The 23636-nt window shown below is 66.8% G+C and carries 26 protein-coding genes and 1 pseudogene; 2 read left to right on the top strand and 25 right to left on the bottom strand.

Features of this window, described 5'->3' with window-relative positions; all coding sequences use genetic code 11:
* The 10 genes from BUC15_RS15530 to BUC15_RS15485 form a co-directional block, all read right to left on the bottom strand.
* The coding region (locus BUC15_RS15530) for a transposase domain-containing protein (RefSeq protein WP_175558367.1) at window positions 1-299 on the bottom strand (299 nt) is incomplete at its 3' end.
* 290 nt (window positions 300-589) lie between these two features.
* Window positions 590-1012, bottom strand: coding sequence for an HIT family protein (locus BUC15_RS15525; RefSeq protein ID WP_245788013.1), 423 nt, complete (start codon window positions 1010-1012; stop codon window positions 590-592).
* On the bottom strand, window positions 1005-1769 hold the full coding sequence (gene hisF, locus BUC15_RS15520; RefSeq protein WP_073189969.1) for an imidazole glycerol phosphate synthase subunit HisF: 765 nt from the start codon (window positions 1767-1769) through the stop codon (window positions 1005-1007). Before hisF ends, BUC15_RS15525 begins: the two co-directional genes overlap by 8 nt.
* A 16-nt stretch (window positions 1770-1785) precedes the next feature.
* On the bottom strand, window positions 1786-4536 hold the full coding sequence (locus tag BUC15_RS15515) for a DEAD/DEAH box helicase (protein WP_084189655.1): 2751 nt from the start codon (window positions 4534-4536) through the stop codon (window positions 1786-1788).
* Between the two features lie 9 nt (window positions 4537-4545).
* Window positions 4546-5460: a diacylglycerol/lipid kinase family protein gene (locus BUC15_RS15510; protein WP_084189654.1), complete on the bottom strand. Its 915-nt coding sequence runs from the start codon at window positions 5458-5460 to the stop codon at window positions 4546-4548.
* On the bottom strand, window positions 5457-6326 hold the full coding sequence (gene tatC, locus BUC15_RS15505) for a twin-arginine translocase subunit TatC (protein ID WP_073189966.1): 870 nt from the start codon (window positions 6324-6326) through the stop codon (window positions 5457-5459). The genes BUC15_RS15510 and tatC overlap by 4 nt, the downstream gene beginning before the upstream one ends.
* 5 nt (window positions 6327-6331) lie before the next feature.
* Complete coding sequence (locus BUC15_RS21110; protein ID WP_073189963.1) at window positions 6332-6553, bottom strand: twin-arginine translocase TatA/TatE family subunit; 222 nt, start codon at window positions 6551-6553, stop codon at window positions 6332-6334.
* Between the two features lie 56 nt (window positions 6554-6609).
* Window positions 6610-6795 (bottom strand): hypothetical protein, encoded by a 186-nt coding sequence (locus BUC15_RS15495; RefSeq protein WP_073189960.1) that lies wholly within the window; start codon window positions 6793-6795, stop codon window positions 6610-6612.
* A 10-nt stretch (window positions 6796-6805) separates the two neighbouring features.
* On the bottom strand, window positions 6806-7738 hold the full coding sequence (locus BUC15_RS15490; RefSeq protein ID WP_073189958.1) for a helix-turn-helix transcriptional regulator: 933 nt from the start codon (window positions 7736-7738) through the stop codon (window positions 6806-6808).
* Complete coding sequence (locus BUC15_RS15485; protein WP_073189955.1) at window positions 7735-8667, bottom strand: helix-turn-helix transcriptional regulator; 933 nt, start codon at window positions 8665-8667, stop codon at window positions 7735-7737. Before BUC15_RS15485 ends, BUC15_RS15490 begins: the two co-directional genes overlap by 4 nt.
* Before the next feature lie 62 nt (window positions 8668-8729).
* Here BUC15_RS15485 and gluQRS point away from each other — a divergent pair, with 62 nt between their 5' ends.
* Window positions 8730-9656 carry a tRNA glutamyl-Q(34) synthetase GluQRS gene (gene gluQRS, locus BUC15_RS15480; protein WP_084189658.1) on the top strand — a complete coding sequence of 309 codons (927 nt, stop codon included), beginning with the start codon at window positions 8730-8732 and terminating at the stop codon, window positions 9654-9656.
* Here the strand turns inward: gluQRS and BUC15_RS15475 are convergent.
* Genes BUC15_RS15475 through BUC15_RS15450 form a run of 6 tightly spaced genes read right to left on the bottom strand, consistent with a single transcriptional unit; the run spans window position 9611 to window position 14070 of the window.
* A complete protein-coding gene (locus BUC15_RS15475; protein WP_139280303.1) occupies window positions 9611-10633 on the bottom strand; it encodes an FKBP-type peptidyl-prolyl cis-trans isomerase in 1023 nt (340 codons plus the stop codon). The genes gluQRS and BUC15_RS15475 overlap by 46 nt on opposite strands.
* 32 nt (window positions 10634-10665) lie before the next feature.
* Window positions 10666-11403: a pseudouridine synthase gene (locus BUC15_RS15470; protein ID WP_073189950.1), complete on the bottom strand. Its 738-nt coding sequence runs from the start codon at window positions 11401-11403 to the stop codon at window positions 10666-10668.
* Window positions 11396-11986, bottom strand: coding sequence for an SMC-Scp complex subunit ScpB (gene scpB / locus BUC15_RS15465; RefSeq protein ID WP_073189947.1), 591 nt, complete (start codon window positions 11984-11986; stop codon window positions 11396-11398). The genes BUC15_RS15470 and scpB overlap by 8 nt, the downstream gene beginning before the upstream one ends.
* Entirely contained in the window at window positions 11983-12813 is an 831-nt protein-coding gene (locus tag BUC15_RS15460; RefSeq protein ID WP_073189945.1) for a segregation and condensation protein A, read from the bottom strand. Before BUC15_RS15460 ends, scpB begins: the two co-directional genes overlap by 4 nt.
* The gene (locus BUC15_RS15455) at window positions 12810-13166 is read right to left on the bottom strand and encodes a hypothetical protein (RefSeq protein ID WP_073189943.1); all 357 of its coding nucleotides are present in this window, start codon (window positions 13164-13166) and stop codon (window positions 12810-12812) included. The genes BUC15_RS15460 and BUC15_RS15455 overlap by 4 nt, the downstream gene beginning before the upstream one ends.
* On the bottom strand, window positions 13159-14070 hold the full coding sequence (locus tag BUC15_RS15450; protein WP_084189656.1) for a ParA family protein: 912 nt from the start codon (window positions 14068-14070) through the stop codon (window positions 13159-13161). Before BUC15_RS15450 ends, BUC15_RS15455 begins: the two co-directional genes overlap by 8 nt.
* A gap of 133 nt (window positions 14071-14203) precedes the next feature.
* On the opposite strand from BUC15_RS15450, the gene BUC15_RS15445 reads away from it, so the two are divergent.
* Window positions 14204-15469: a GNAT family N-acetyltransferase gene (locus BUC15_RS15445; protein ID WP_073189941.1), complete on the top strand. Its 1266-nt coding sequence runs from the start codon at window positions 14204-14206 to the stop codon at window positions 15467-15469.
* Window positions 15470-15492: 23 nt separating this feature from the next.
* Here the strand turns inward: BUC15_RS15445 and xerD are convergent, their stop codons facing one another.
* The 9 genes and pseudogenes from xerD to BUC15_RS20045 all read right to left on the bottom strand — a co-directional run.
* Complete coding sequence (gene xerD / locus BUC15_RS15440) at window positions 15493-16410, bottom strand: site-specific tyrosine recombinase XerD (protein ID WP_073189939.1); 918 nt, start codon at window positions 16408-16410, stop codon at window positions 15493-15495.
* Window positions 16400-17026, bottom strand: a complete 627-nt coding sequence (locus tag BUC15_RS15435; RefSeq protein ID WP_073189937.1) for an NUDIX domain-containing protein — start codon at window positions 17024-17026, stop codon at window positions 16400-16402. The genes xerD and BUC15_RS15435 overlap by 11 nt, the downstream gene beginning before the upstream one ends.
* A gap of 12 nt (window positions 17027-17038) precedes the next feature.
* Complete coding sequence (locus BUC15_RS15430; RefSeq protein ID WP_073189935.1) at window positions 17039-18673, bottom strand: CTP synthase; 1635 nt, start codon at window positions 18671-18673, stop codon at window positions 17039-17041.
* A gap of 47 nt (window positions 18674-18720) precedes the next feature.
* Window positions 18721-20394 carry a DNA repair protein RecN gene (recN, locus tag BUC15_RS15425; protein WP_073189933.1) on the bottom strand — a complete coding sequence of 558 codons (1674 nt, stop codon included), beginning with the start codon at window positions 20392-20394 and terminating at the stop codon, window positions 18721-18723.
* On the bottom strand, window positions 20394-21290 hold the full coding sequence (locus BUC15_RS15420; protein WP_073189931.1) for an NAD kinase: 897 nt from the start codon (window positions 21288-21290) through the stop codon (window positions 20394-20396). Before BUC15_RS15420 ends, recN begins: the two co-directional genes overlap by 1 nt.
* Before the next feature lie 9 nt (window positions 21291-21299).
* A complete protein-coding gene (locus tag BUC15_RS15415) occupies window positions 21300-22016 on the bottom strand; it encodes a TlyA family RNA methyltransferase (protein ID WP_073189929.1) in 717 nt (238 codons plus the stop codon).
* Window positions 22013-22183: a hypothetical protein gene (locus tag BUC15_RS20050; RefSeq protein WP_175558366.1), complete on the bottom strand. Its 171-nt coding sequence runs from the start codon at window positions 22181-22183 to the stop codon at window positions 22013-22015. Before BUC15_RS20050 ends, BUC15_RS15415 begins: the two co-directional genes overlap by 4 nt.
* Window positions 22184-22218: 35 nt before the next feature.
* Entirely contained in the window at window positions 22219-23208 is a 990-nt protein-coding gene (locus BUC15_RS15405; protein WP_073189924.1) for an HAD-IIA family hydrolase, read from the bottom strand.
* Window positions 23205-23636, bottom strand: a pseudogene (locus BUC15_RS20045) (hypothetical protein); the annotation flags it as partial. The gene BUC15_RS15405 and the pseudogene BUC15_RS20045, both read right to left, overlap by 4 nt.

The raw sequence follows: 23636 nt of genomic DNA, 5'->3' as shown, positions 1-23636 counted from the left end.
AAGATCGCCGACTTGCTCGGCGGCACGTATGTCTCGCTCCATCCCGAGGCCCACGAGAGCCCGTCGGTCAACTGCGCCAGCACGTCCTCGTACGAGCCCTCGGAGTACAGCGCCATCCCGATCGCGAAGTAGGCCATCACCCGAGCCGGCAACGAACGATGCCGCTGCTCGGTCCGGCCAACATCGGCAATCACCTCATCGACCAGCTCGGGCGGGAACACCCGCGTCAGCACCCCGACCGAGACCAGGTCAGAGAGGCGACGCTCGGTCTCTGGCTTCTTCCATCCAACACGCGGCATACCACCAAACTACACCGCTGCGACCTTAACTGAACGGTATTGGGCTTAGGCCACCCTAACCCAGGGGGTCCCGTTAACTCAGGAAAGGTAACCGCTACCATGCACCAGCTCCGGTTGAGCCGCCTCGACGTCGGTTGAGCCGCCTCGTGAGGAACGAACGAGGCGTGACGAAACCACCATGACCATGTGCAGGAACCTGGGGCCAGGTCCTGCACCCTGCGCCAGATGGTGACGACCACGCGCAGGCTAGCCCTCCTCCGGAGCGGCTCAACCAACCGCCGGTTGAGCCGCTAGCTAGGAACAATCCGGGAATGTGTCTCCGCGAGCTCCTCATCCACCGGCGACTTCAAGTTCACCATCCCCGGCCGGTCCGCATACCGGGGCAGCACGTGCACGTGCGTGTGGAACACCTCCTGCCCGGCAACCGCACCGGCGTTGGCGACCACGTTGCACGCGTCGGCCCCAAGTCGCTCCTTCAGGAGCCGACCAACTTGCGCGATTGTCGGGGCGATCTCGGCGAGCACATCGTCGTCTTCAAGGATGTCGGTCGAGTGCCGCTTCGGAACCACCAACGTGTGTCCCACCTGCCAAGGATTGATGTCCAGGAGGGCGTAGGCGACGTCGTCCTCGTAGACCTTGAGCGACGGGATATCCCCCGCGATGATGCTGCAGAACAGACAATCCATGAGTTTCCCTTCCAGTTGTTCAGTCACGCACTTCGAAACCAGCCGCCGCGAGCCCGGCCTTGACCTCGGCGATGGTCAAGGTGCCGTAGTGGAACACGCTGGCCGCCAACAGCGCATCGGCGCCGGCCCTGGCGGCCTCCACGAAGTGCTCGACGGTCCCGGCACCACCGGATGCGATCAGCGGCACGTCGACCACCTCCCGCACCGCTCGGGTCATCTCGATGTCGAACCCGTCGGTTGTGCCGTCGGCGTCCATGGAGTTGAGCAGAACCTCGCCGACCCCACGCTCGCACGCCTCCCTCACCCAGGCGACGGCGTCGATGCCCGCCGAGCGGCGCCCGCCGTGCGTGGTCACCCCGAACCCCGACGGCATGTGCTCCTCGCGCCGTGCATCCAGCGACAGGACAAGGACCTGGTTGCCGAAACGCGCCGCGATCTCATTGATCACATCCGGATTGGCCAGCGCCCCCGTGTTGATGCCGACCTTGTCGGCGCCGGAGCGCAGCAGCAGGTCGACGTCCTCCACACTGCGGACCCCACCCCCGACGGTGAGTGGGATGAAGACGCTCTCGGCGCAGCGGGCAACCATCTCTCGCGTGGTGGCGCGGCCTTCGGACGAGGCCGAGATGTCGAGGAACGTGAGTTCATCGGCTCCGTCGGCCGAATACCTGGCCGCAAGCTCGACCGGGTCTCCGGCGTCACGCAGGTTCGTGAAGTTCACGCCCTTGACGACGCGGCCGTCGTGGACGTCGAGGCAGGGGATCACCCGCAGGGCAACTGACATGTGGTCAGGCTACCGGTCAGTCCTCACTCATGTCGGCGGCCACCACGCCGCGACGCATCGAATCGGCCGAGAGGTGACACGTGCGCCGCAGGTCGCCCGGCCCCACCGCGGTGGCCAACTGCCCCGCCAGGTCGATCACCTGACGGACCCAGCGCACGAAGTCACCCGCGGCCAGTCCTGTGGTCGCCAGCACCTTGGCCAGGTCCTGCCCGTTGGACCAGCGCCAGGCAGCCTCCGCGAAACCGATGTCGGGTTCGCGCCCACGATCCCGCCTGTGGGTGCGTTCGAGTTGGCCGACCTCACGCCAAACCATCCGCAGCTCGGACTGTGCCCGCTCAGACGCCGCATCGGGCATCCGCGGATGCGAGGAGTCACGGCTGGGTCTGGATTCGTAGACGAGCGTCGAGAGCACCGCGGCGAGTTGCGCCGGATCGAGGTCCGCGAACACGTCTCGTCTGACGCACTCGGCTGCCACCAGGTCCAACTCGTTGTAGATCCGGCGCAGCATCCTCCCTGCATCTGTCAACTCGTCCCCGTCGAGGTAGCCGAGGTCGGCCAGCACCGCGCAGACCCGGTCGAATTGGACGGCCAGCGAATTGGCCCGCCCGGTCGTCTCGGCCGTGAGTCGCCGCGCCTCCCGTTCCAACCGGATGATCCTTGCCGCCTCAACCGCGTGGGACTCGCGGTCTGGACAGGCGTGAACCGGGTGCGCTCTGAGTTCGGCGCGCAATTCCGCGATCCGTCCGGCGACCGCATCGTCACTGGGGAACGCCGTGTCGGGGACCTGCGCATCGGTCTGCTTGAGCTTGTCCGACATGGCCACGAGCACCGCACGCCTCGATCTGCGGTCCCGAAGGGAGAAGTCGCGAGGTACCCGGACGCGACCCACCGACGCCAGAGGCCCCCGCAGATCGTGCGGCTCTAGCTTGAGCACCGTATGGTCGGCCGAGATCACTTGAGCCCACGGTTGCCCACCGCGCTGCTTCTGCCCGACGCGGAGCACGACTGACCAGCCCTGCCGCGGGACGTGTACGATGTCGCCGATCATCAGAGCGGTGATGGAGCTTTCAAGCTGGTCGGCCCGTTCGGCCCTCCTGGCACGAGATGACTCCGACTCCAGACGCGTGATCTCATCGCGCAGCCGCGCGTAGCCGAGGGCGTCGCCGAGGTGACACTCGAGCGACTCCCTGGCCGCCGCCAGGTCGACTTGCAGCGTCCGTTCGGTGCGTGACGCCTTGACCACGGACTTGTCGGTCTGGAACTGCGCGAAGGACTGTTCAAGGAGATCCCTGGCCCTCGTGGGCCCGAGGGTGGCCATGAGGTTTACCGCCATGTTGTAAGTGGGCGCGAAGCTGGAGCGCAGCGGGTACGTCCGCCGGGATGCCAGCCCAGCCACTGCCCGTGGATCCATGCCTGCCTGCCATGCGACGACCGCGTGCCCCTCCACGTCGATGCCACGGCGACCGGCCCGTCCGGTCAACTGGGTGTATTCCCCTGGCGTGATGTCGACGTGCGCCTCGCCGTTGTACTTGACGAGCTTTTCGAGCACCACGGTCCTGGCGGGCATGTTTATTCCGAGGGCCAGCGTCTCGGTGGCGAACACGAGCTTCAGCGCGCCGGTCACGAAGCCCTCTTCGATGATGGCCTTGAATGCGGGCAGTTGGCCTGCATGGTGGGCTGCCACCCCTCCCATCAGCGAGTCTCGGAAGCGCTCGAAGTCCAGCGCCGCAAGGTCCGCCCCGCCCAACCCGGCGACGTGACGGTCGGCGATCCGGCCGAGCAGTTCCGCCTCTTCTCTGTTGGTGAGTGTCACGCCCTCCAGTTGCCTAACCGCCGAGTCGCAGCCGATCCGGGAGAAGATGAAGTAGATCGCTGGCAGTAGCGAGGCCCGCTCGAGGACGATCGCGACCTCCGCCCTGCTGGTGGGCCGACCGGCGAATCTCGGGTGTGTCGCGCCGCCATACTGGCCCGATCCGCGGCCGTGCTGCTGCCTACCCCTGCCGGATCGACCTCGCGGGCTACGCGAATCGTCGCGTACCCGGGTCGCCTCATTGCGGCTGACCCGCAGAAGTTCGCTGTTGACCTTCGCGGCGCGCTCCGACGGCAGTTCCCGCGCGGTCGGTGCGACGCCCTCGAACAGGTCGACCAGCTTCCGGCCTACGAGAACGTGTTGGAACAGGGGCACCGGTCGACGTTCGGAGACGACCACCTCGAACCGTCCCCGCACGGTGCTCAGCCAGTCGCCGAAGTCCTCGACGTTGCTCACCGTGGCAGACAGCGCGACGATCTGGACCGATTCGGCCAGGGACAAGATGACCTCCTCCCAGACAGCTCCACGGAACCTGTCTGCGAGGTAGTGCACCTCGTCCAGCACCACGAACCCGAGGTTGTTCAGCGTCGGCGATCCTGCGTAGATCATGTTGCGCAGCACCTCGGTGGTCATCACCACGATCTGAGCCTCGGAGTTGATCGATGAGTCTCCGGTCAGCAGGCCGACCCGGTCTGCGCCGTAGCGGTCGACCAGATCGTTGTACTTCTGGTTGGAGAGCGCCTTGATCGGCGTTGTGTAGAAGCACTTGCGGGAAGCAGCCACGGCCAGATGGACGGCGAACTCCCCGACCACGGTCTTCCCCGCCCCGGTTGGTGCGGCGACCAGCACCCCGTTGCCCCCGCTCAGCGCATGACACGCCGCGATCTGATAGTCGTCGAGCTCATAGGGGTAGAGCGAGGCGAACTCGCGCAGTTCTTCCGGAAGGGCCTCGGTCACAGCCCCAAACTACCCGACGATCAGGTTGAGGACACCGGGCTCGATGGCGACGGTGGCAGGCACCGCGCCCAGTTCCTCACCGTCACCCATCACAAACATGTCGTCACCGTCGAACCGGACGACCTTGGCCCGCAACCGTTCGACCACCGGGTTGGTGATGAACTTGCCGGTGTAGACCGATGGGAGCAGGCGGAGAAGTTTGCGACGGGAAGCCTCGTGGATGATCGTCACATCGAGCAATCCATCGGCCGGATCGGCGTCAGGGGCTATGCGCATCCCTCCACCGAACAGGCCGGTGTTCGCGATCGCAACCATCATCGCGCTCACCTCGCGTTCGACCCCGTCGATGGTGAGCCGGTAGTGCAGCGGGGAGAAGGCAGCAAGCTCGCGGAGCGCGATGTAGCCGTAGCTGAGTGCCCCCAACCGCAACCGGATGTCGTTTGTCGCCCGGTTGACACGGGCGTCGTATCCGCTCGACACGACCGCCCCCACATAGCAGGTGCCGCTCGGGGTGGTGAGCCTCGACAGGTCGATGCGTCGCGATTTGCCACGGATGAGAGCCTCGACGGCCTCCGTCACCGAGCCGGGGATTCCGGCGCCGCGCGCGAGGTCGTTGCCGGTGCCCGCAGGGATGACGGCCAGGGTGGCGTCTGTTCCTGCGCAGGCGTTGACTCCGAGGTGCGCCATGCCGTCACCGCCCATCACGGCCACCACATCGCCGGGCTGTGCCGTTATCGCAACCGAGCGGGTCAGGTCTCTAGCCGCCTCGAAAGAGGTGGAGGTGACCACATGCATCTCTGCGTCGGGGACGGCCTCGTGCAACCTCGCGGCGACCTTCGGAAGGGCACGGCCCGCCTTGCCGCCGCCCGAGCGTTCGTTACAAACGACGCTGATCAGGCGTCGCTTCGCGAGTTCCCTGCTCACTTGCCGTCGTCGAGGTCGATGACGAACTCTGCGGCCTGTTCTTCGGTGATGCCGCGCTTCTTGTCCCAGACGACGCAGATCACCTCGGCGATGAGGAACATGCCGGTGATCGGCACGGCCAGCGCGAGCATCGAGAACGGATCGGTGGTGGGGGTCGCAACGGCGGAGAGCACAACTGAGCCGAATACCACGAACTTCCGGGCCTTCTTGAGTTGGTATCCGCGCAGGACGCCGGCCATGTTGAGGCCGACCACCACGACCGGGAGAAGGAAGCTCAGTCCGAAGACGAGCATCACCTTGATCTCCATCTGCATGAAGTTGGCTACGTCGAGGATGTTGGTGATGCCCTGGTTCTCCGGGGTGAAGCTCAGGAGCACCTCGATCCCCTTGGGCCACACGATGTAGCCGAGCGCGCATCCGGCGAAGAACAGGGGAAGTGAAACGCCTACGAAGATGAGTGAGTACTTCTTCTCCTTGGACACGAGGCCGGGCGCGACGAAGGCCCAGATCTGCCACAACCACACCGGGGCGGAGAAGAAGATGCCTCCGACGACACACAGGACCACGGCGACGGTGAATGCCTGGGTGACGCCGTTGTTGGCGATCATGGTCTGGGCGCCGAGGTTCTCCTCCAGCGCCCGCCGTGCTCTCGCCCATGGCGCGAGCACGAACGTGACCAACTGCTGGTAGAACATCGCGGAGACGATCGCGCCCACGATGATGCCGATGGCCGCCACCGTCACCCGGTAGCGCAGCTCCCGCAGATGGTCGAAGAGCGACATGGTCCCGTCGGGGCCGCCCTTTGGTGGGCGCAGCCAACCGAACCGGCGAGGTTTCTCTGCCGGGTCGGTTGTCGCGACGCTCAACGAAATCAGCTCTCGGGCTTGTTGCGATCAATCTCGGGCTGAACGATCTCAGCCTCGACGACCTCGGTCGGGGCGGGCTTGGTATCGCCCTCGACCCCCTTGACCTCTTCCTTGAACTCGCGGATGGAGCGGCCGACGCCCTTCCCGACGCCTGCCAGGCGCGAGCCCCCGAACAGCAGCAGCGCCACGACGATCACGATCGCCAGTTCCCAACCACCAAGTGGCATGGTCTTTCCCTTTCGTCTGCAGCGGCGTCAAAGCCCCCGCCCGGTCTTTCCTAAGTCTATCCGCGTTTGCTGGAAGGTAGCTCGACGCCTCCCAGCAGCGCCCCGATCCGGCCGACACGCTCCCTGGCGATGCCGACCTCGTGTCGGATGTCGCTGACCTTGTGGGTCAGCGACGATGCATACAAGACGGCGACGATTCCCCCGGCAAAGGCCAGGACGCCGAACACCACGATCCAGATCACCCCGGCGATGCTACTCCACCGCGGGTTGGTAGTTGAAAAGGGCCTCGTCGGCGCGCGCCCTCGCCGCCTCTGCAACCTCGGGATCCGAGACGGCGACGACAGCGTCACCGAGCCGGAGCAGGAGAGCGACCGTCCACTCCCGCGAAGCTACTGGGAAGGTGACGCTCAGATTGCCACCTTCGGCCTCGACGTGGGTCGTCGGATAGTATTCGGCGACCCAGCCAGCTTCACGCCTGACGGTGATGGTGAGCTGCTCGGCGACATCGTCGAACCACCCTGTCGGAGGGTCCCCTCTCGTGGTGAACGTCTCCTCCAGTGGGGTCACGGCCGTTATCCGGTCGAGCCGGTAGCTGCGCCAGGCCTGCCGCGGTCTGCTCCAGGCGTCGAGGTACGAGTAGCCGTCGACGAGCCTCAGCCTGACGGGCTCGACGTCGGCGTTCGACTCCCCGTCCGTTCCCGGGCGGTGGTAGGTCAGCCGCACGACAACCGACCCTGACATGGCCTCGGTGAGCGCCGCGCGGTGGCCAGGGTCGCTGGGTACGACACTCACCTTGAGCCGCTCGTTGCCGCTGCCGACCGCCGCGCTGAGTTTGGCGTATGCGCTGGAGGCTGCATCTGAATCGCCCGCCAGGTCGACGACAAGGCGCAGCGCGGCCAACAGGCTGGCCGCTTCCTCTGGGCGCAACCTGAGGGGCCGACTGAGCACCTCGGCATTGCGGAAGTCGATCCTGCCCTCGTCTCGCACCGACTCCAGGTCGACGTCGAAAAGGTCGTCGACATATCCACCTGGCAGCCCGCAGAACTGAAGCACCTCCAGGTCGCGGATGATCTGCGCTTCGGTGACCCCGAACGCCTTCGCCACGGACGACACCTCGACGCCGGGGCGGGTCGACAGGAACGGCACCAGTCGGAGCAGCCTGGTCAGCTGAGTTCCCGACCTCACGACGCCACCCCCCTCAGGTGCTCGACGACCTGTGCCCGCAGGTCTTCTGGTGCCAGGAGGATCGCATCGGGGCCGGCTGCCGCGACCTCCGTGACGATCGCCGCCGCGGTCGCGAGCCCGACGCGGTAGACGGCGAGACCATCGGGGACGACGCCATCCCACTCGACCGGTTCCGTTTCACCGAAGTTGTGGGCGATCCCGGTGCGCAGGGCAACCACCGCGACCGCGTCGTTGACCGGTTCCAGCCGTTGAGCAAGCATGTTGGCATCAGCTGGGACCTGGTAGGCACCCGCCTTCCCCCGCTGTTTGGCGGGAGCGGTGAACCTGGTTAGTTTGAAGAAGCGATCTGCCTGCCGTTCCAGGTCGAGCCCGAACACATACCACCTTCCGCGGCGCTGCAGCAGCTGCCACGGTTGCAACCTGCGAGTCTCACCCCCGTAGCCGAACTCGACCTCGACACGGCGCACGACGGCGTCGTAGAGCACGTCGAAGTCAGGTTCACTCACGCTGACCTGTGGGCGGACGGTCGGCACCAGCGACGGATCCGGGGCGGCTCCCCCCGCTTTGAGCGCTTCGAACGCCTGGGCCGTGTGGTCGGCCGCGACGCTGTCCTGCCACACCTGCCCGGCAAGGGCCAAGGCGGAGAGTTCGGCGGAGGTGAATGCGATCTCGGGCAGTTCGAAGTCGGCGCGGTTTATCCGGTACCCCTCCTCGTCCTCGAAGAAGCGATCGTTTGATCCGGTCTCCACCTCGATCCCCAGCGCGCGAAGTTCCTCCTTGTCACGCTCGAACTGACGCTCGAAGGCAGCGTCGGCCGAGTCGCGGTAGCCCTCCACGATCCGCCGCAACTCATGCCTTGTGAGGAATCGCCGCGTGCTGAGCAACGCGATCAGCAGATTTACCAGCCGTTCGGACTTCCTCTGCGTCATGGCGTCAGGCTACTCGATCCGATCCCCGGGGCGTGATCTGGGGCACCGGGCATCATTGGGGCATGCCGTTCGTCGACCGATACGCCCCCAGCCCGACCTCGGATCTTCATCTGGGAAATCTGCGCACCGCACTGGCGGGCTGGTTGCTGACGCGGCACGCGGGCGGTCGGTGGCTGATGCGGGTCGAGGATCTCGACCGGGAACGGGTCCGCGCGGGCAGAGGAGTCGAGGAGCGCCAGTTGAACGATCTGTTGCGTCTCGGCCTGCTCTGGGACGGGGATGCCGTCAGGCAGTCGGAGAGGTTGGACCTCTACCGGGATGCGGTGGCGACGCTGCCGACCTATGAGTGCTTCTGCACCAGACGGGAGATCGCCGAGGCCGCCTCGGCACCCCATGACGGGTACCGTGCCTACGCCGGCACCTGCCGCGACCTGACCGCCGCAGAACGCGCGCGCAAACGTGAACAACGGCCACCGGCCATCCGTGTGGACGCGGGAGGAGCGGTGTCCACCGTCTCCGACGCGTTCGCGGGTGAGGTTACCGGGCAGGTCGACGACTTCGTCCTGGTGCGCGGCGACGGGCAGTTCGCCTACAACCTCGCCACGGTCGTCGACGATGTCGATATGGGGGTGAGCCACATCACGCGCGGTTCAGACCTGCTCAGTTCCGCGCCACGCCAGGCCTGGTTGACGACCCGGCTCGGCGGCACCCCCGCCAGCTATGCCCACGTCGGCCTGGTCATCGGCGGGGACGGCGCACGGTTGGCGAAGCGGGACGGCGCCGTCACCCTGCGAGACGTCGGTTCGGCGTCGGAAGGCATCTTCGCGCTCCTGGCCGACTCATTGGGTCTCGGCCCGTGCCGGAACACGGAAGAAGCGCTGGCCGCCATGCCGGGCGATCAGCGCTTCTTCTCAGGGGCCACCTACGTGGACGGTGAACTGGTTCAGGACGCCGACGGCGCCGTCACGTCCAGGATGTCGAGCACATAGACCAGCGTCTGGCCCGCAGCCAGGGCTGGTGTGGCGCTGGGGCGACCGTCCGGGTAAGCCTTCGCCGGGGGCACGACCAGGAGCACCCGTGAGCCTGCGGTCTGGCCGACCAGGCCCTCCTGCCAACCGGTGATCAGGTTGGCGAGTTCACCGGACTGCGACTCCCACGAGTCCTCGTAGAGGCTGCCATCGGCGAAGTTCCAGCTGCGGTACTTGACGGTGATCGTGGAGTCGGCGGCGACCGCTACCCCGGACCCCTTGATCAGGGGCTGGATCTGGAGCTCGGTGGGAGCGGTCGCCCCGGCCGGGATCGTGATTTCCGGTTTGCCGTCCGTCATGGTGACGGTGGGGAGGCCTGCTGCCGGGGTGACCGCCTCACCGGTGGCTTCGTCGAAGCTGGACGAGATGATGTCGACGACGAAGATCAGCGAGTCGCCCGGCAGGATGCTGCCGTCCTGTGACCCCTCGGGATAGCCGTCCTCGCTGGGCATCCCGATCAGCACACGCGAGCCGACGCTCTGCCCGACAAGCCCCACCTTGAACCCGGTGATGACGCTGCCGAGTGGGAACGACGTCGGTTCACCGCGCTCGAACGAGCTGTCGAAGATCTCACCTGTGCGGCCGTTGACGCCGACGTAGTTGATGCTGACGGTGGCGTCGTCACCGACCTTCTGGGTACCCGTGCCCTCGCGGAGCACCTTCGTCTGAGTGGAGACGATCCCCCACGGTGCCTCCACCGTGATCACGGGGATGTCCTCATCGCTGACGGTTACGGCGCTCAGGTCCGCAGACGGCGACACGGTCGCCGTCGGGGAAGGGCTGGCGCTGGGGCTGGCCGACGCGACTGCGCTCGCGCTGGGCGACGACGTGTCGTCCGGGCTTGCGGTCTGGTCCCCGCCGCACGCGGTCAACGTGAGCACGGCGGCCAGGGCGCCGCCGAAGAGGGCACGTCTGAATGAACGGGTCGATGAAGTCACGCCCGAAATGTTAGCCCAGCATCCCAAGGGACTCACATCCGGACCAGGTCGAGCAGGGCTCCCAACTCCTCGCGGGACAGTTCCCGTGTCTCACCGACGGGCAGCACGCCGAGCCGGATCGGACCGATACGGGTGCGGGCGAGCCTGTCAACGGGATGTCCCACCGCCTCCATCATCCGGCGCACGATCCGGTTGCGGCCCTCATGCAACGTGATCTCAAGCAGCGTCTTGTTCTGGCTCCTGGAGATCAGCTTCACCTTGTCCGGCTTGACTGGACCGTCCTCCAGCGTGACGCCCTTCTCCAGCCTCTTGATGGTGCGGTTGTCCATCACGCCGACCGCCTGCACATGGTAGGTCTTGGGAACCTCGTAGCTCGGATGCGCCAGCCGGTGGGCGAAATCGCCGTCGTTGGTCAGGACGATCAGCCCCTCGGTCTCGGTGTCGAGACGGCCTACGTGGAAGAGCCGTTCCTTGGTGCGGGGCAGATAGTCGGTCAATGTCGGGCGCCCCTCGGGGTCGTCCATCGTGGAGACGACCCCCCGCGGCTTGTTCAGCACAAGGTACAGGTGGCGTCGCGGCGGCGGAATACGGGCCCCGTCGACCCTGATGTGGTCGGTGTCGGGATTGACGCGCATGCCCTGCTCTGTGACGACTTTGCCGTTGACCTCGACCCTGCCCTCGTCGATCAGGATCTCGCTGGCGCGGCGCGAGGCGATCCCGGCGGACGCCAGCGCCTTCTGCAACCGGATGCCCTCAGGCGATTCACTCATGGGTTTCCTCCTCTGCCGGGGCGGTCGAGGGCTCGTTGGCCGCGAGATGCCCCAGTTCAGCCTCCAAGGCTACGGTGTCGGGCAGCAGCGGCGCCAAGTCAGGCAACTCCCGCAGCGAGTTCAGGCCGAGTTTCTGCAGGAACAGCGGTGTGGTCGCGAACGTCGTCGCACCGGTCAACTGGTCCTCACCGGCCTCCCTGACCAGCCCGCGCACCACGAGCGTCCGGACGACACCGTCGACGTTGACGCCACGCACGGCCGAGACCCTGCCACGAGACACCGGCTGCAGATACGCGATGACGGCCAATGTCTCAAGGGCCGCCTGGCTGAGCCGGGTGCGCTGGTCTGAGACCAGCCAGTCTTCGATCACGTGCGAGACCTCCGGGTCGGTGGCGAATCTCCAGCCGCCCGCCACGGCCCGGAGCCTGATGCCGCGGGAGTGAGACTCGTAGAAGGCGGCGATGTCGAGCAGTTCCCCTTCCACGACGGCGACAGGGGCGCCGAGCGCCGAGGCCAATTCGTCGAGCGGCATCGGCTCGGTCGCCATCAACAGCATCGCTTCGAGCGCGGGGGCGAGGCTCACCGCTCCTCCCACGTCGCAGGGTCCGGTCCGTAGTCGTCGGTGACCTCGACGGCCTCCTTTTCGCCCGCCGTCCATCTGAGCGTGAGCTCCCCCAGCGGCGCCAGCTGTTCGAAGGCGAGCTGCCCTGCGCGGAAAAGCTCCAGAACAGCCAGGAAGCGCACCACGGCGGTGAGCCGGTCACACCCTGCGGCCAGGGTCCTGAAGGTTGCCGTGCCTCCGAGCCGCAGCCGACGTGCGACCTGGATGACCTGTTCGCTCAACGAGACGGTATTGCCGTGCAGGTGGGTCAGTTCGACGGTGGGCCGGGCCTTCGGGGTCATGGCGCGCACCGCGAGGTCGGCCAGTTCGGATATGTCGAGGTTGAGTTCGACCTCCGGCAACACGGCACGGAAGCCCTCCTCCAGCCCTCCGGGGCGCCAATGCGTGCTCTCGGCCGCGATCATCGAACTACCGATCCATTCCGCCAGCCGCTTGAACGCCCGGTACTGCAGCAGGCGCGCGAACAACAGGTCCGTCGCTTCCAGTGCTGCGATGTCTTCCGGGTCCGTGGCCTCACCGCCTGGGAGCAGCCTCGCGGCCTTCAGGTCCAGCAGGGTGGAAGCGACCACGAGAAACGAACTGGTCCTTTCCAGGTCCCACAGTTTTCCCCCAGCCCTCACCTGGGAGATGAACTCGTCTGTGACCTCGCTGAGCGCGACCTCGGTGACGTCCAGCTCGCGCCTCGCGATCAGGGTGAGAAGGAGATCGAACGGTCCTTCGAAGTTCGAAAGATGCACGTCGAAGCCTGCGACCCGGTCGCCGTGCTCCGCCACCTTTGCGGGGCTCACTGTGCCCTTAGCTCGCTCACCAGCGACGATTCGGGCCCCCTCTCGGCCAGGTCGGCCAGGGCCTGCGCCACCGCTATCCGAACGATCCTCCCCCGGTCGACGCGGATGCCGTGGCTGCGCCGCAGATCGAGGTTCGCGTCCTCCAATGCGAGCAGTTCGTCCTCGCTGAAGTAGACCGTGATCTTGTGGTCGTGTTTGACCCGGCCCGATGCGGTGGGCTGAGCCTCCGCGTCAGGTTGCGTCGCGGGCGTCTCCTCAGCCTGTCTCCGCGCCGGTTTCTCCTCCGGCACGGGCGCCTGTCTTGTGGGCCGGAACAGCTCTGAGGCGCCCGGCAGTGACGCGCGCTTATTCACTTTCGCTGATCCTCACCAGCACCTCGCGGGCAAGCTGCCGGTAGGCATCGGCCCCCGGGGACGCTGTCGCATAGGTCGTGATCGGTTCCCCGGCCACAGTGGTCTCCGGGAACTTGATGGTGCGGCGGATGACGGTGTGGAACACCTCGTCCCCGAACGCCTGCACCACCCGCTCCAGCACCTCACGGCCATGCAAGGTGCGAGCGTCGTACATCGTGCCGAGGATTCCGAGGACACCGAGATCGGGGTTCAGCCTGTCCTGAACCTTCGAGATCGTGTCGGTGAGGAGCGCGATGCCACGCAAGGCGAAGAACTCACATTCCAACGGCATGATGACGTAGTCGCTGGCGGTCAGCGCATTGATTGTGAGCAGGCCGAGGCTCGGCGCACAGTCGATGAGGATGAAGTCGTAATCCTTGCGCAGCGGACGCAGCACCCTGACCAGGGTCTGCTCCCGAGCGACCTCGCTGACGAGTTGCACCTCGGCGGCCGACAGGTCGATGTTGCTGGGCAGGATGTCGAGGCGATCCACGCTGGACTCGGTGATGACCTCTTCCGCGGTGTTCTCACGCGAGAGGAGGAGGTTGTAGATGCTGGTGGTGAGCGTGTGTGGGTTGACCCCCAGACCGACGGACAACGACCCCTGCGGGTCGAAGTCGACCAGAAGCACCTTGTAGCCGATTTCGGCCAGTGCGGCGCCGAGGTTGATCGTCGTGGTCGTCTTCCCGACGCCACCCTTCTGGTTGCACAGCGCGATGATCCTGGCGTGGTGCGGCCCCGGCTCCGGCCCGACTGGCTCCGGCAGATCCGGCAACGGCCGGCCGGTCGGGCCTATCTCCCCGGTGTCGACAAGTGTGGAGGCCTTCGGCGCATCGGGCACCTCAAACTGCGGCTCGTCGAACAGACCTTCTTCAGCCACGTCCGACCCCCTCTCTGAAACATGCAACGGCTCTAGTATGCCGGGATTGCCCAGACGATGACGGGTCCGGGTGCCCGAGGACCTTGGGAAGGTCCGATTCGCGATAGCGTCGCGTCCCATGGAACAGCGCTACCGATACGAAGTCCTGCCCCTTGACACACCAGATGGCGATCCACACTGGGAGGCCTACGCCAACATCTTCCGGACGGTCTTCCTCGAAGATCGGGTGAGCCCGGAGGGGATCGCTGTCTTCCGGCAGCACCGGCGCGACGACCAGGCGGTGCTGGGGATGGTGACCGCGGATGGGCCGGGCCTGGAGGGCCGGGTTCCGATCGCCGGCTTCAACGCGACGCCGAGCACCGTCAACGACGGCCACGGACCCCGTCCGGCGCTGATCGTCAACACCGTCGGCGTGCTGCCCAGCCACCGCAGGCGAGGCCTGCTGAACGAGATGATGCGTCGCCAGTTGGATCTGGCCAGGGCGGAGAGAATCCCGATCGCCGTGCTGACCGCGAGCGAGGCGACCATCTACGGCCGGTTCGGGTTTGGCCCGGCCAGCCGATGGCAATCGCTCGAGATCGACACCGGCCGGTTCGGTTTCAGGGCGGGGGTCGAGGTGGCCGGTGGAGCGGTCGAGTTCGTGGCCCCGTCCTTCCTCGGAGCCGACTGGGACCGCCTGGTCGAGGCACATCAGGCGCGCCACCGAGGCACCGTCGGGCATACGAAAGCCGACCGGCTGATCGACACCGGCGCCTGGGATCCGGCCGCCGGTGGCCCCTCGAAGACGCTTCGGGCCGTGGCGCATTTCGATGTCGACGGCTCAATGGACGGCTTCGCCCTGTTCAGGTTCAAGGGCTGGGACGAGCATCCCAAGGCCCAGGTCCTCAAGGTCTGCGCCCCGGAGATCGCCGTCGAGAGGGCCCTATGGAGGGCGCTGACGGGGATGGACCTGGTCCAGACGCTCGTGTTCCACGGCAGCAGCCCGAGCGACCCCCTCCCCCTCTCGCTGCTGGATGCACGGGCCGTGAAGGTCAAGGGAGTGGGCGACTCGGTGTGGTTGCGGATCCTCGACCTTCCGGATGCGGTCGCTGGGCGCGCGTTCGATGCCGACGGCGAACTGGTCTTGCAGGTCGACGACGCCATGGGCTACGCCGCCGGCACCTGGCGGCTTACCGTCAGCGGAGGCGTCGGAAGCTGCCTGCCGACCGATTCCGAGCCGGACGTGCGGCTGGCTGTCGACACCCTCGCACTGCTCTGGCACGGTGACCGCGGTGCGGGCGAGGTCGCCCGGGCCGGCCTGATCGGCGGCACCGACCGCGCTGTGGCGGCCATGGGCAGGCTCTTCCGCTGGGACGAGCCGACCGCAAACCTCGCGTCGTTCTAGCGAAACCGCAAGGAACCGCTTCCCTATCGGGCCCGCGGATGAGCCGCCGCATGCACCTCGCGCAGGTGCTCGATCGTGACCAGCGTGTAGATCTGTGTCGTCGCCACCGACGAATGGCCGAGGAGTTCCTGCACCACGCGCAGATCCGCACCGCCGTCGAGCAGATGGGTCGCGAACGAGTGCCTGAGCGAATGTGGTGACACCTCGGTCGTGACGCCCGCCCCTTCGGCCGCGCTGCGGATGGCCCCCCACGCCGACTGTCGGCTGAATCGGTGACCGCGTTGGTTGAGCAGGAGCGCCGGGTCGGGTCGCGCGCTGGCCTGCGCGAGGGTGGGGCGCGCGCGCACCAGGTAGTCGTTGACGGCCCTGGCTGCATAGCTGCCGAGGGGCACGACGCGATCCTTACCTCCCTTTCCCCGCAGCCTTAGCCCCGCCTCTGGCTCGAAGAGGGCGACGCGCACCTCGTCGACGTCCAGCCCGCAGACCTCCGAGACACGGGCGCCTGTGCCGTAGAGCAGTTCGAGGAGGGCCGCGTCACGCAGCCCGGCGATGGTGCCCCGGTTGGGGGCGTCTAGGATGCGGGTGACTTCGTCGACGCTGAGCGCCTTCGGCAACCTGGCTGCCAGCTTCGGCGGTGACACCTCCGAGGCCGGGTTCTCCCCGGCGATGCCTTCATCCGCAGCGAAGGCGTGGAGGTTTCGGACGCTGACGACGTGGCGGGCGACCGACGAGGCCGCCTGCGTGTCGCTCAGCTCCTGGACGAACTCGGAGATGTCGACCGTCGTCACCTCCGCCGCGGTGGTGATTCCGCGACCCTCGAGGAAGGTGAGGTAGCGGGTCAGGTCACGCCGGTAGGCCGCGACCGTGTTGGGCGAAAGCCCGCGCTCTACCCGAACGTGGTTCAGGTAGTCGGTGAGGACCCCCGGGAGGTCAGCGTTCACGGATCGGCCACGGCGCGTCCGCCGGCCGCAACTTCTGGGTGAATCCTGACAACCGTGCCGTCTCCAGCGCCAGGATCCCGGTACACAGCGACGGTGAGACGACCGTCCCGGCGAGGACGGCGTCGACCAGGTCCGCCCGCGGCTCCCAGCCCCACGTCATCTGGGCTTCCTCCCCTTCCAGCTCGAATCCCTCTGGTCGACTGGTGGGTCTGAGGTCCCTGGCCAGGAAGATCCTCAGCGTCTCCTCACAGGCACCAGGGGTGGTGCAGATGTCGACCAGCACCTCCCAGCGGTCGGCCGCGAGTGCCACCTCCTCGGCCAACTCGCGCTGGGCGGCGACAACGTAGGCTTCATCGTCGCCGTGGTCGAGCAGACCGGCCGGGATCTCGACCAGGACGGCCCGCACCGGGTGCCGGTACTGCCGCAGCACGGCGATGTCGTCGGTCTCCTCGCGCCAGGCGACGACCGCGACCGCGCCGGGGTGGGTCAGGTATTGCCGCTCGATCAGTTCGCCGGTCGGGACCTCGATGGTCTCGTTGACGAACGACGAGACGTGTCCCTCGCCGAGCACGTCGCGGGCTATGACGGGCCAACTCATCGGCCGGTCTCCTTGCATGATCTGTCCTCCCTATCCCCTGCGTGCGAGCGCCGCGGCGATCAGTCCCGAGAATAGGGGGTGCGGACGCGTTGGACGCGACTTCAGCTCCGGGTGGGCCTGTGTGGCGACATAGTACGGGTGCTGGTCCGCCGGCAGTTCCACGAACTCGACGAGCGCGCCGTCCGGTGAGGTGCCGGAGATCACCAGGCCAGCCTCCTCCAACCGCGAGCGGTACGCGTTGTTGACCTCGTAGCGATGCCGGTGGCGTTCGGACACCTCGGTCGCCGCATAGGCCTTTGCCACCTGTGAGCCTTCTGCCAGCACCGCTGGATAGGACCCGAGCCGCATCGACCCACCCAGGTCGCCCCCACCCCCTACGATATCGACCTGCTCCGCCATGGTGGCGATCACCGGATCGGACGCGTCCTGGTCGAACTCGGTGGAGGCCGCGCCGTCGATGCCTGCAAGGTTCCTGGCAGCCTCGATCACCATGCATTGCAGCCCAAGGCAGAGTCCGAGCGTCGGGATCCGGTGTTCGCGGGCGTAGCGCAGGGCGCCGAGCTTGCCTTCCACGCCTCGGATGCCGAACCCACCGGGCACGCACACCGCGTCTACGGATCCGAGTTCGCGTTCGGCGCCCTCGGGGGTGTCGCAGTCATCCGAGCGGACCCACTTCAGCGTCACACGGGCGTGGTTGGCGAATCCACCGGCACGGAGTGCCTCGGATACCGACAGGTAGGCATCCGGAAGGTCGATGTACTTGCCGACCAGGGCGACACTGACCTGGTTGCGTGGGTAGTCGACGCGTTCGAGCAGGTCGTCCCACTTGACCCAGTTCACGTCGCGGAACGGCACGCCGAGGCGCCGCACGACGTAGGCGTCCAGCCCTTCCGCGTGCAGCACCTTCGGGATCGCGTAGATGCTGGCTGCGTCGGGGCAGGAGACGACGGCCTCGGTGTCGACGTCGCACATCAGCGCGATCTTCCGTTTGAGCGGTTGGCTGACCTCCCGCTCCGCGCGGCAGACCAGTGCGTCCGGTTGGATGCCGACCTGCCTGAGTGCCGCCACCGAGTGTTGCGTCGGCTTGGTCTTCATCTCACCGGATGGCTTGATGAACGGCACGAGTGAGACGTGCAGGAAGAAGACGTTCTCTCGCCCGATCTCATGGCGTACCTGCCGGGCCGCCTCCAGGAATGGCAGCGATTCGATGTCGCCGACCGTGCCGCCGATCTCGTGGATGACGATGTCGACATCGTCTGACCCCATGGCAAGCATCCGGTCGCGGATCTCGCCGGTGATGTGGGGGATGACCTGGACGGTGTCGCCGAGGAAGTCACCGCGGCGTTCCTTGGCGATGACCGTCGAATAGACCTGTCCGGTGGTGACGTTGGAGGCGCGGGTGAGGTCGGTGTCCAGGAACCGTTCGTAGTGGCCGATGTCCAGGTCGGTTTCGGCGCCGTCATCGGTGACGAACACCTCGCCGTGCTGGAACGGGTTCATGGTTCCGGGATCGACGTTGAGGTACGGATCGAGCTTCTGCATGGTCACTCGGAGCCCCCGCGCGACCAGCAGGTTGCCGAGCGATGAGGCCGAGAGCCCCTTACCGAGGGAGGAGACAACGCCTCCCGTGACGAAGATGTGCTTGGTTATCGGCGATTTGTCCACGGGCCTCCAGCGTACGGGGGCCACGTGACCGTTGTGTTACAGATTGGTCACCGGCCGCGAGCTTGGGTCAGCAGTTCGGCAGCGTGTTCGACGCCGATCCTGGAATCGGGATCCCCGCCCATCATCCGGGCCAGTTCGCCGGCGCGTTCCGCGTCATCCAGCCGTCGGACTCCCGAGGTGGTGACCTGCCCGTCGTTGGCCTTCGCGACCACGAAATGGGCATCCGCGAACGCCGCCACCTGGGCGAGGTGCGTCACGACGATGACCTGGCTTCGGCGAGCAAGGCGTTGGAGGCGCCGTCCGATCTCAATGCCGACGGCGCCGCCCACGCCTGCGTCCACCTCGTCGAAGACAAAGGTGTGGCTCGATGCCCCCTCGGCGAGGACCACCTCGAGCGCAAGCCGGACCCGGGATAGTTCGCCCCCCGAGGCCACCTTCCCCAACGGTGCGGGGTCAGACCCCGGGTTGGCCGAGAACATGAGCTCGATCCGGTCGGCGCCATTTGGCCCCAGAGGGGCCGCCGTCACGTCGAATCGCAGTTCGGCGTTCGGCATGGCGAGCGCGGCGAGCTCGTGTTTGACGGCCTCAGCGAGGACGCCGGCGGCACGGTGTCTGGCCGTCGAGATCGCGGCCGCATCACTTTCGAGCGCCGCGTCAAGTTCGCGGATGCGGTCGCGGAGCAGCACGATCCGCACGTCGCTGCCGTCGAGGGTGTTCAAGCGTGCCGCAGATTGTTCGGCCCAGGCGAGGACTTCGTCGATGCTGGCACCGTACTTCCGGGTCAGCCCTGCGAGTTGTTGGCGTCGCAGCCCGACGGCCTCGAGTCGTAGCGGGTCGGCGACCAGGTCGTCGAGGTACCCGGCGACATCGGCTGCCAGATCGGTTGCGAACATCCCCAACTCGGTGGCTCGCGAGGCCAGGTCCCTCGCATCCGCGTCACGGTCGGCGAGGTCGGTGAGCAGTTTGCGTGTGGCGCCGGTCAAGGACACCACGCTGGGTGCGTCGTAGTCGGCCTCGTCGCCGCTGAGCGCCTCGTGTGCGCCGCCAGCGAGCCGACGTAGCTCGTCGAGATCCATGAGTCTCGCCTGCTCCCCGGACAGGGCATCGTCCTCACCGGGGTGCGGCGCCACCGCCTCGATCTCATCGAGCCCGAACCGCAGCATGTCGACCTCACGCGCCCTGGCCTGGGATTCGGACTCAAGCTGGCTGAGCTCAGCGGCCGCGATGCGTCGCTCCGCGAAATTGGCCTGGTACCTGGGTAGTTCCGGTGGCGCGGCGAGGGTGTCGAGCAGTTCCCGCTGCCGTTCCGGCGTGGAAAGGCGCATCTGGCCGGACTGCCCGTGGATCGTGGCGACCTCGCTGAGAAGGTCGGCCAGCGCGGAAACGGGCACGCCTGCACCACCGACGACGGCACGGGACCTCCCGGATGCCGCGACCTGGCGGAGCGTGACGACCTCGCCGTCCTCGACCGTGCCGCCCAGTTCGGTGATCCTGGCGGCGAGGCCCGGCGGGACCTCCCACCGCCCCTCCACCACGGCCTTGTCCGCGCCTCGGCGCACGATTCCGGCGTCGGCCCGCGCGCCTAGCAGGTGCCCAAGCCCGGACACGATCATCGTCTTGCCCGCCCCGGTTTCCCCGGTCAGTGCCGTCAGCCCGGGGCCGAGGTCGAGTTCTGCCCCGTCTACGACACCGAATGCGGTCAGGCGCAAGGTGGTGAGCACTAGTTGTCTCTCCTCTTACGCCACCCGTCGATGGGTAGCGCGAACTTCTTCACGAGCCTGTTGGTGAACGGCTGCTCGCTCAACCGGGCGATCCGAACCCGTTGGGGGTTTGAGGTGATGGTGACGGATTCGCCGGGTGCGACCTCGTGGCTGCGGCGGCCGTCGCACCAGACGATGCCACCGACGACCGAGTCCTCGGGCACGTCGAGGGTGACGGTCGACGAGGGGCTCAGCACCATGGGCCGGTTGAAGAGGGCATGCGCGGCAAGCGGAACCATGAGCATGGCCTCCACCTCCGGCCAGATGATGGGTCCACCGGCGGAGAAGCCGTAGGCGGTCGATCCGGTAGGGGTCGACACCAGGACGCCATCGCAGCCCCATCGGGAGAGCGGACGGTCGTCCACGCTGACCAGCACGCTGATCATCCTTTCGCGGGCACCCTTCTCCAGGGATGCCTCATTGATTACCGGAGAGGTCCAGGTGAGGTTGCCGTCGCGGTCCCGAACCTCAACTTTGAGCGTGGTTCGTTCCTCAACGTCGTAGCAGCGCCCAGCGACGACCGCGGGGAGTTGTGCGACATCGGAGGGTTCGAGTTCGGCCAGGAAGCCGACGTGCCCCAGGTTGACACCCAGCAGCGGCACACCCAGCGGGAGCGCCCATTCACAGGCGCGCAGCACCGTGCCGTCACCACCGAAAACCAGTGCGATCTCGGCCGGCAGATGGTCGAGGCCGGTTATCAGGGCATCAGGCACCAAGGCAGAGAGTCGTGCCAGGTCGCTGTCGAAGACGAGGAAATCGAACCCCATCTCGTTCAAGGCCTCCATGAACTGGACCGCCTTGACGCTGGCCTCTTCGCGCTCGGGGTGGACGAGCACGGCCACGGTTCGCTGATTCACGACCCCAGCCTACCGAGTTAGCCAGACGAAGAACTCCAGGTTTCCCGCGGCCCCGGGCAGCCGGCTCTGACCCCGCCAGCGTTCGCGCCAGCCGAGCGCCTTGCCAAGTGCCGACACCGCGTCGACCGCGGCAACGCGCTGCGCAGGATCCCGCACCACGCCACCGTTCCCCAGCAGCTCCCGCCCCACCTCGAACTGCGGTTTCACCAGCAGCATCGCATCGCCTTGATCGGCGAGCACACCGAGCAGACGAGGCAGGATCAGTCTGAGCGAGATGAAAGAGACATCGCAGACGACCATGTCGACGGGTGTTCCCCCGACGTCGGCCATGGTCAGGTCGCGCAGGTTCCGCCCCTCGGCCACGTTGACCCGCTCGTCGCCTCGCAGTTGGCTGGCCAGCTGATCGTGCCCGACGTCGACGGCGTACACGAGTTCGGCACCGCGTTCCAGACACACCTGGGTGAAGCCGCCGGTCGAGGCGCCCGCGTCGAGCACTCGACCATGTATCTGGAGCCCCGTCTCGTCGAGGGCACCGATGAGTTTGTGGGCCGCGCGCGATACCCACCGGTCGGCCTCGGCGGAGAGCAGACTGTCGTCGCCGACCTGCTGCGACGGTTTCGTCGCGGCGACGCCGTCGACCAGTACCCGACCCTCGGCGATCAGGGTGCTCGCATGCGTGCGTGACCGTGCGATCCCCCGTTGCACGAGGGCGAGGTCGAGCCTCACCCGGGGAAGCCGGGCTTGCTGACGCGGGTGAGCAGCGGATCGTCGCTGAGGATGCCTGCCAGGGTGCGTTGCACCTGAGCAAGCCGTGCGGTCTGCTCTTCGACGGGGAGTTCCTCGACCCCCACGAGTCCGTCCATCAGCTCGGCCACCAGATTCCGCCCGCTCATGTCCGCAGGGTGGGCATCGTGTGGCTTCGAGGAGGTCATCGCAGGGTGTCCAGCGAGTTGAGGACCGCGCTGATGTCGAGCCCGAACCGCCAGACCGCCTGCAACGCCGCCCAAAGGGCGTCGAGTTGCTCGTCACGGGTCACTGGCCGCGTGGAGAGGAACGCGGCCTTGTCGGTCAGGTCCACCTCCTGATAGCCACAGACGTAGCGCTGTTCCCCGAAGGAGGCGACGCGCGGTGGTTCGAGCAGTGCGCTGGCGTCGTAACCGATGTAGGTGGGGCGATAGGCCGGCTCTGCCTCGGCAAGGTCATGCTTCCCGTGGGCGCCCGTGAACACGAACAGGGAATCCATCCCAACGGTGTTGGCGCCGAGGACGTCGGTATCGGTGCGGTCACCGACGAAGATCGGGTGTCTTGCCTCCATCCGCAGCACGGTTTCGTCAAGGAGGGGCCTGAAGGGCTTCCCGGCGATCTGCGGGTCGACATCCACGCAGGCACGCACCACCGCGATCTGGGTACCGAGCCCCGGCACGATTCCGCGGTCTGATGGTCGGGTGAGGTCCGGGTTGGTGGCGTACCAGGCGGCGCCCCGCTGGACTGCGAGAGCCGCCTCTTCCAGCCTCGGCCAGGCGATGGTCGGGCTGTAGCCCTGTACGACTGCCGAGGGCTCGTCGTCGAGGGAATCGACAAGTGTGAAACCGGCCCCGACAAGCTGCTGCCGGAGTGCGTCGGTGCCGACGGCGAGGATCCGGGCCCCCGTCTGGAGGTCGTCTCCCAGCATGCGCAGCGTCGCCATGGTCGAGTTGACGACATCCGAAGGAGCGGCTTCGATACCGAGGTCGACTAGGTGCTCAGCCACCGTCTCCGGTGTCCTGGCGGCGTTATTTGTCACGAAACCCAGACGGGTACCCCGTGAGCGGAGTTCCTCGAGGGCCTCGGGGACGCCGTCGATAGCGTAAGGGCCGAGGTAGATCACCCCGTCGAGATCGAACAGTGAGGCGTCGTAGTCTTCAGCCAGCGCTCTCATTCCCCGTCAGGCTCCTTTGCGTTGTCCTCGAATGGTTCGTTGTCATCTTCCTGGCCGTCCTCGGGCTCGGCAAGGTCGTCGTCCTGGCCCGCCTCGTCAGAGTCGCGCGCTCGGTCGTCGTCCTCATCAGACTCATCGACGTCATCCTCATCAGACTCATCGACGTCATCCTCATCAGACTCATCGAAATCGTCCTCATCAGACTCATCGACATCGTCCTCATCAGACTCATCGACATCGTCCTCATCATCGTCGTCAGGAGTGAAGTCCGGCAGGACGACTCCATCGATGGCGGCGATTCGGTCGGCGGTGTCCAGGTCCGCGTGGCTGTCCAGCGCGGCGGCCGAGGTGAACCACTCACGAGCCCCCGCCTCGTCGCCAGCGGTTTCCAGGAGTTCCGCATAGGCATATCGCAACCTTGCCTGCGA

The sequence above is a fragment of the Tessaracoccus bendigoensis DSM 12906 genome, assembly GCF_900141915.1.
Lineage (GTDB): Bacteria > Actinomycetota > Actinomycetes > Propionibacteriales > Propionibacteriaceae > Arachnia > Arachnia bendigoensis.
The sequence above is the reverse complement of the archived record's forward strand: the minus strand, read 5'-3'. Positions and strand labels throughout refer to the sequence as shown.

What these genes read in the sequence shown, in the direction of transcription:
- hisF (WP_073189969.1), bottom strand. Translation starts at nt 1,769, where the DNA reads ATGTCAGTTGCCCTGCGGGTGATCCCCTGCCTCGACGTCCACGACGGC.
- BUC15_RS21110 (WP_073189963.1), bottom strand. Translation starts at nt 6,553, where the DNA reads ATGCCACTTGGTGGTTGGGAACTGGCGATCGTGATCGTCGTGGCGCTG.
- BUC15_RS15485 (WP_073189955.1), bottom strand. Translation starts at nt 8,667, where the DNA reads ATGACGCAGAGGAAGTCCGAACGGCTGGTAAATCTGCTGATCGCGTTG.
- gluQRS (WP_084189658.1), top strand. Translation starts at nt 8,730, where the DNA reads ATGCCGTTCGTCGACCGATACGCCCCCAGCCCGACCTCGGATCTTCAT.
- BUC15_RS15470 (WP_073189950.1), bottom strand. Translation starts at nt 11,403, where the DNA reads ATGAGTGAATCGCCTGAGGGCATCCGGTTGCAGAAGGCGCTGGCGTCC.
- BUC15_RS15445 (WP_073189941.1), top strand. Translation starts at nt 14,204, where the DNA reads ATGGAACAGCGCTACCGATACGAAGTCCTGCCCCTTGACACACCAGAT.
- BUC15_RS15435 (WP_073189937.1), bottom strand. Translation starts at nt 17,026, where the DNA reads ATGCAAGGAGACCGGCCGATGAGTTGGCCCGTCATAGCCCGCGACGTG.
- BUC15_RS20050 (WP_175558366.1), bottom strand. Translation starts at nt 22,183, where the DNA reads ATGAGCGGGCGGAATCTGGTGGCCGAGCTGATGGACGGACTCGTGGGG.
- BUC15_RS15405 (WP_073189924.1), bottom strand. Translation starts at nt 23,208, where the DNA reads ATGAGAGCGCTGGCTGAAGACTACGACGCCTCACTGTTCGATCTCGAC.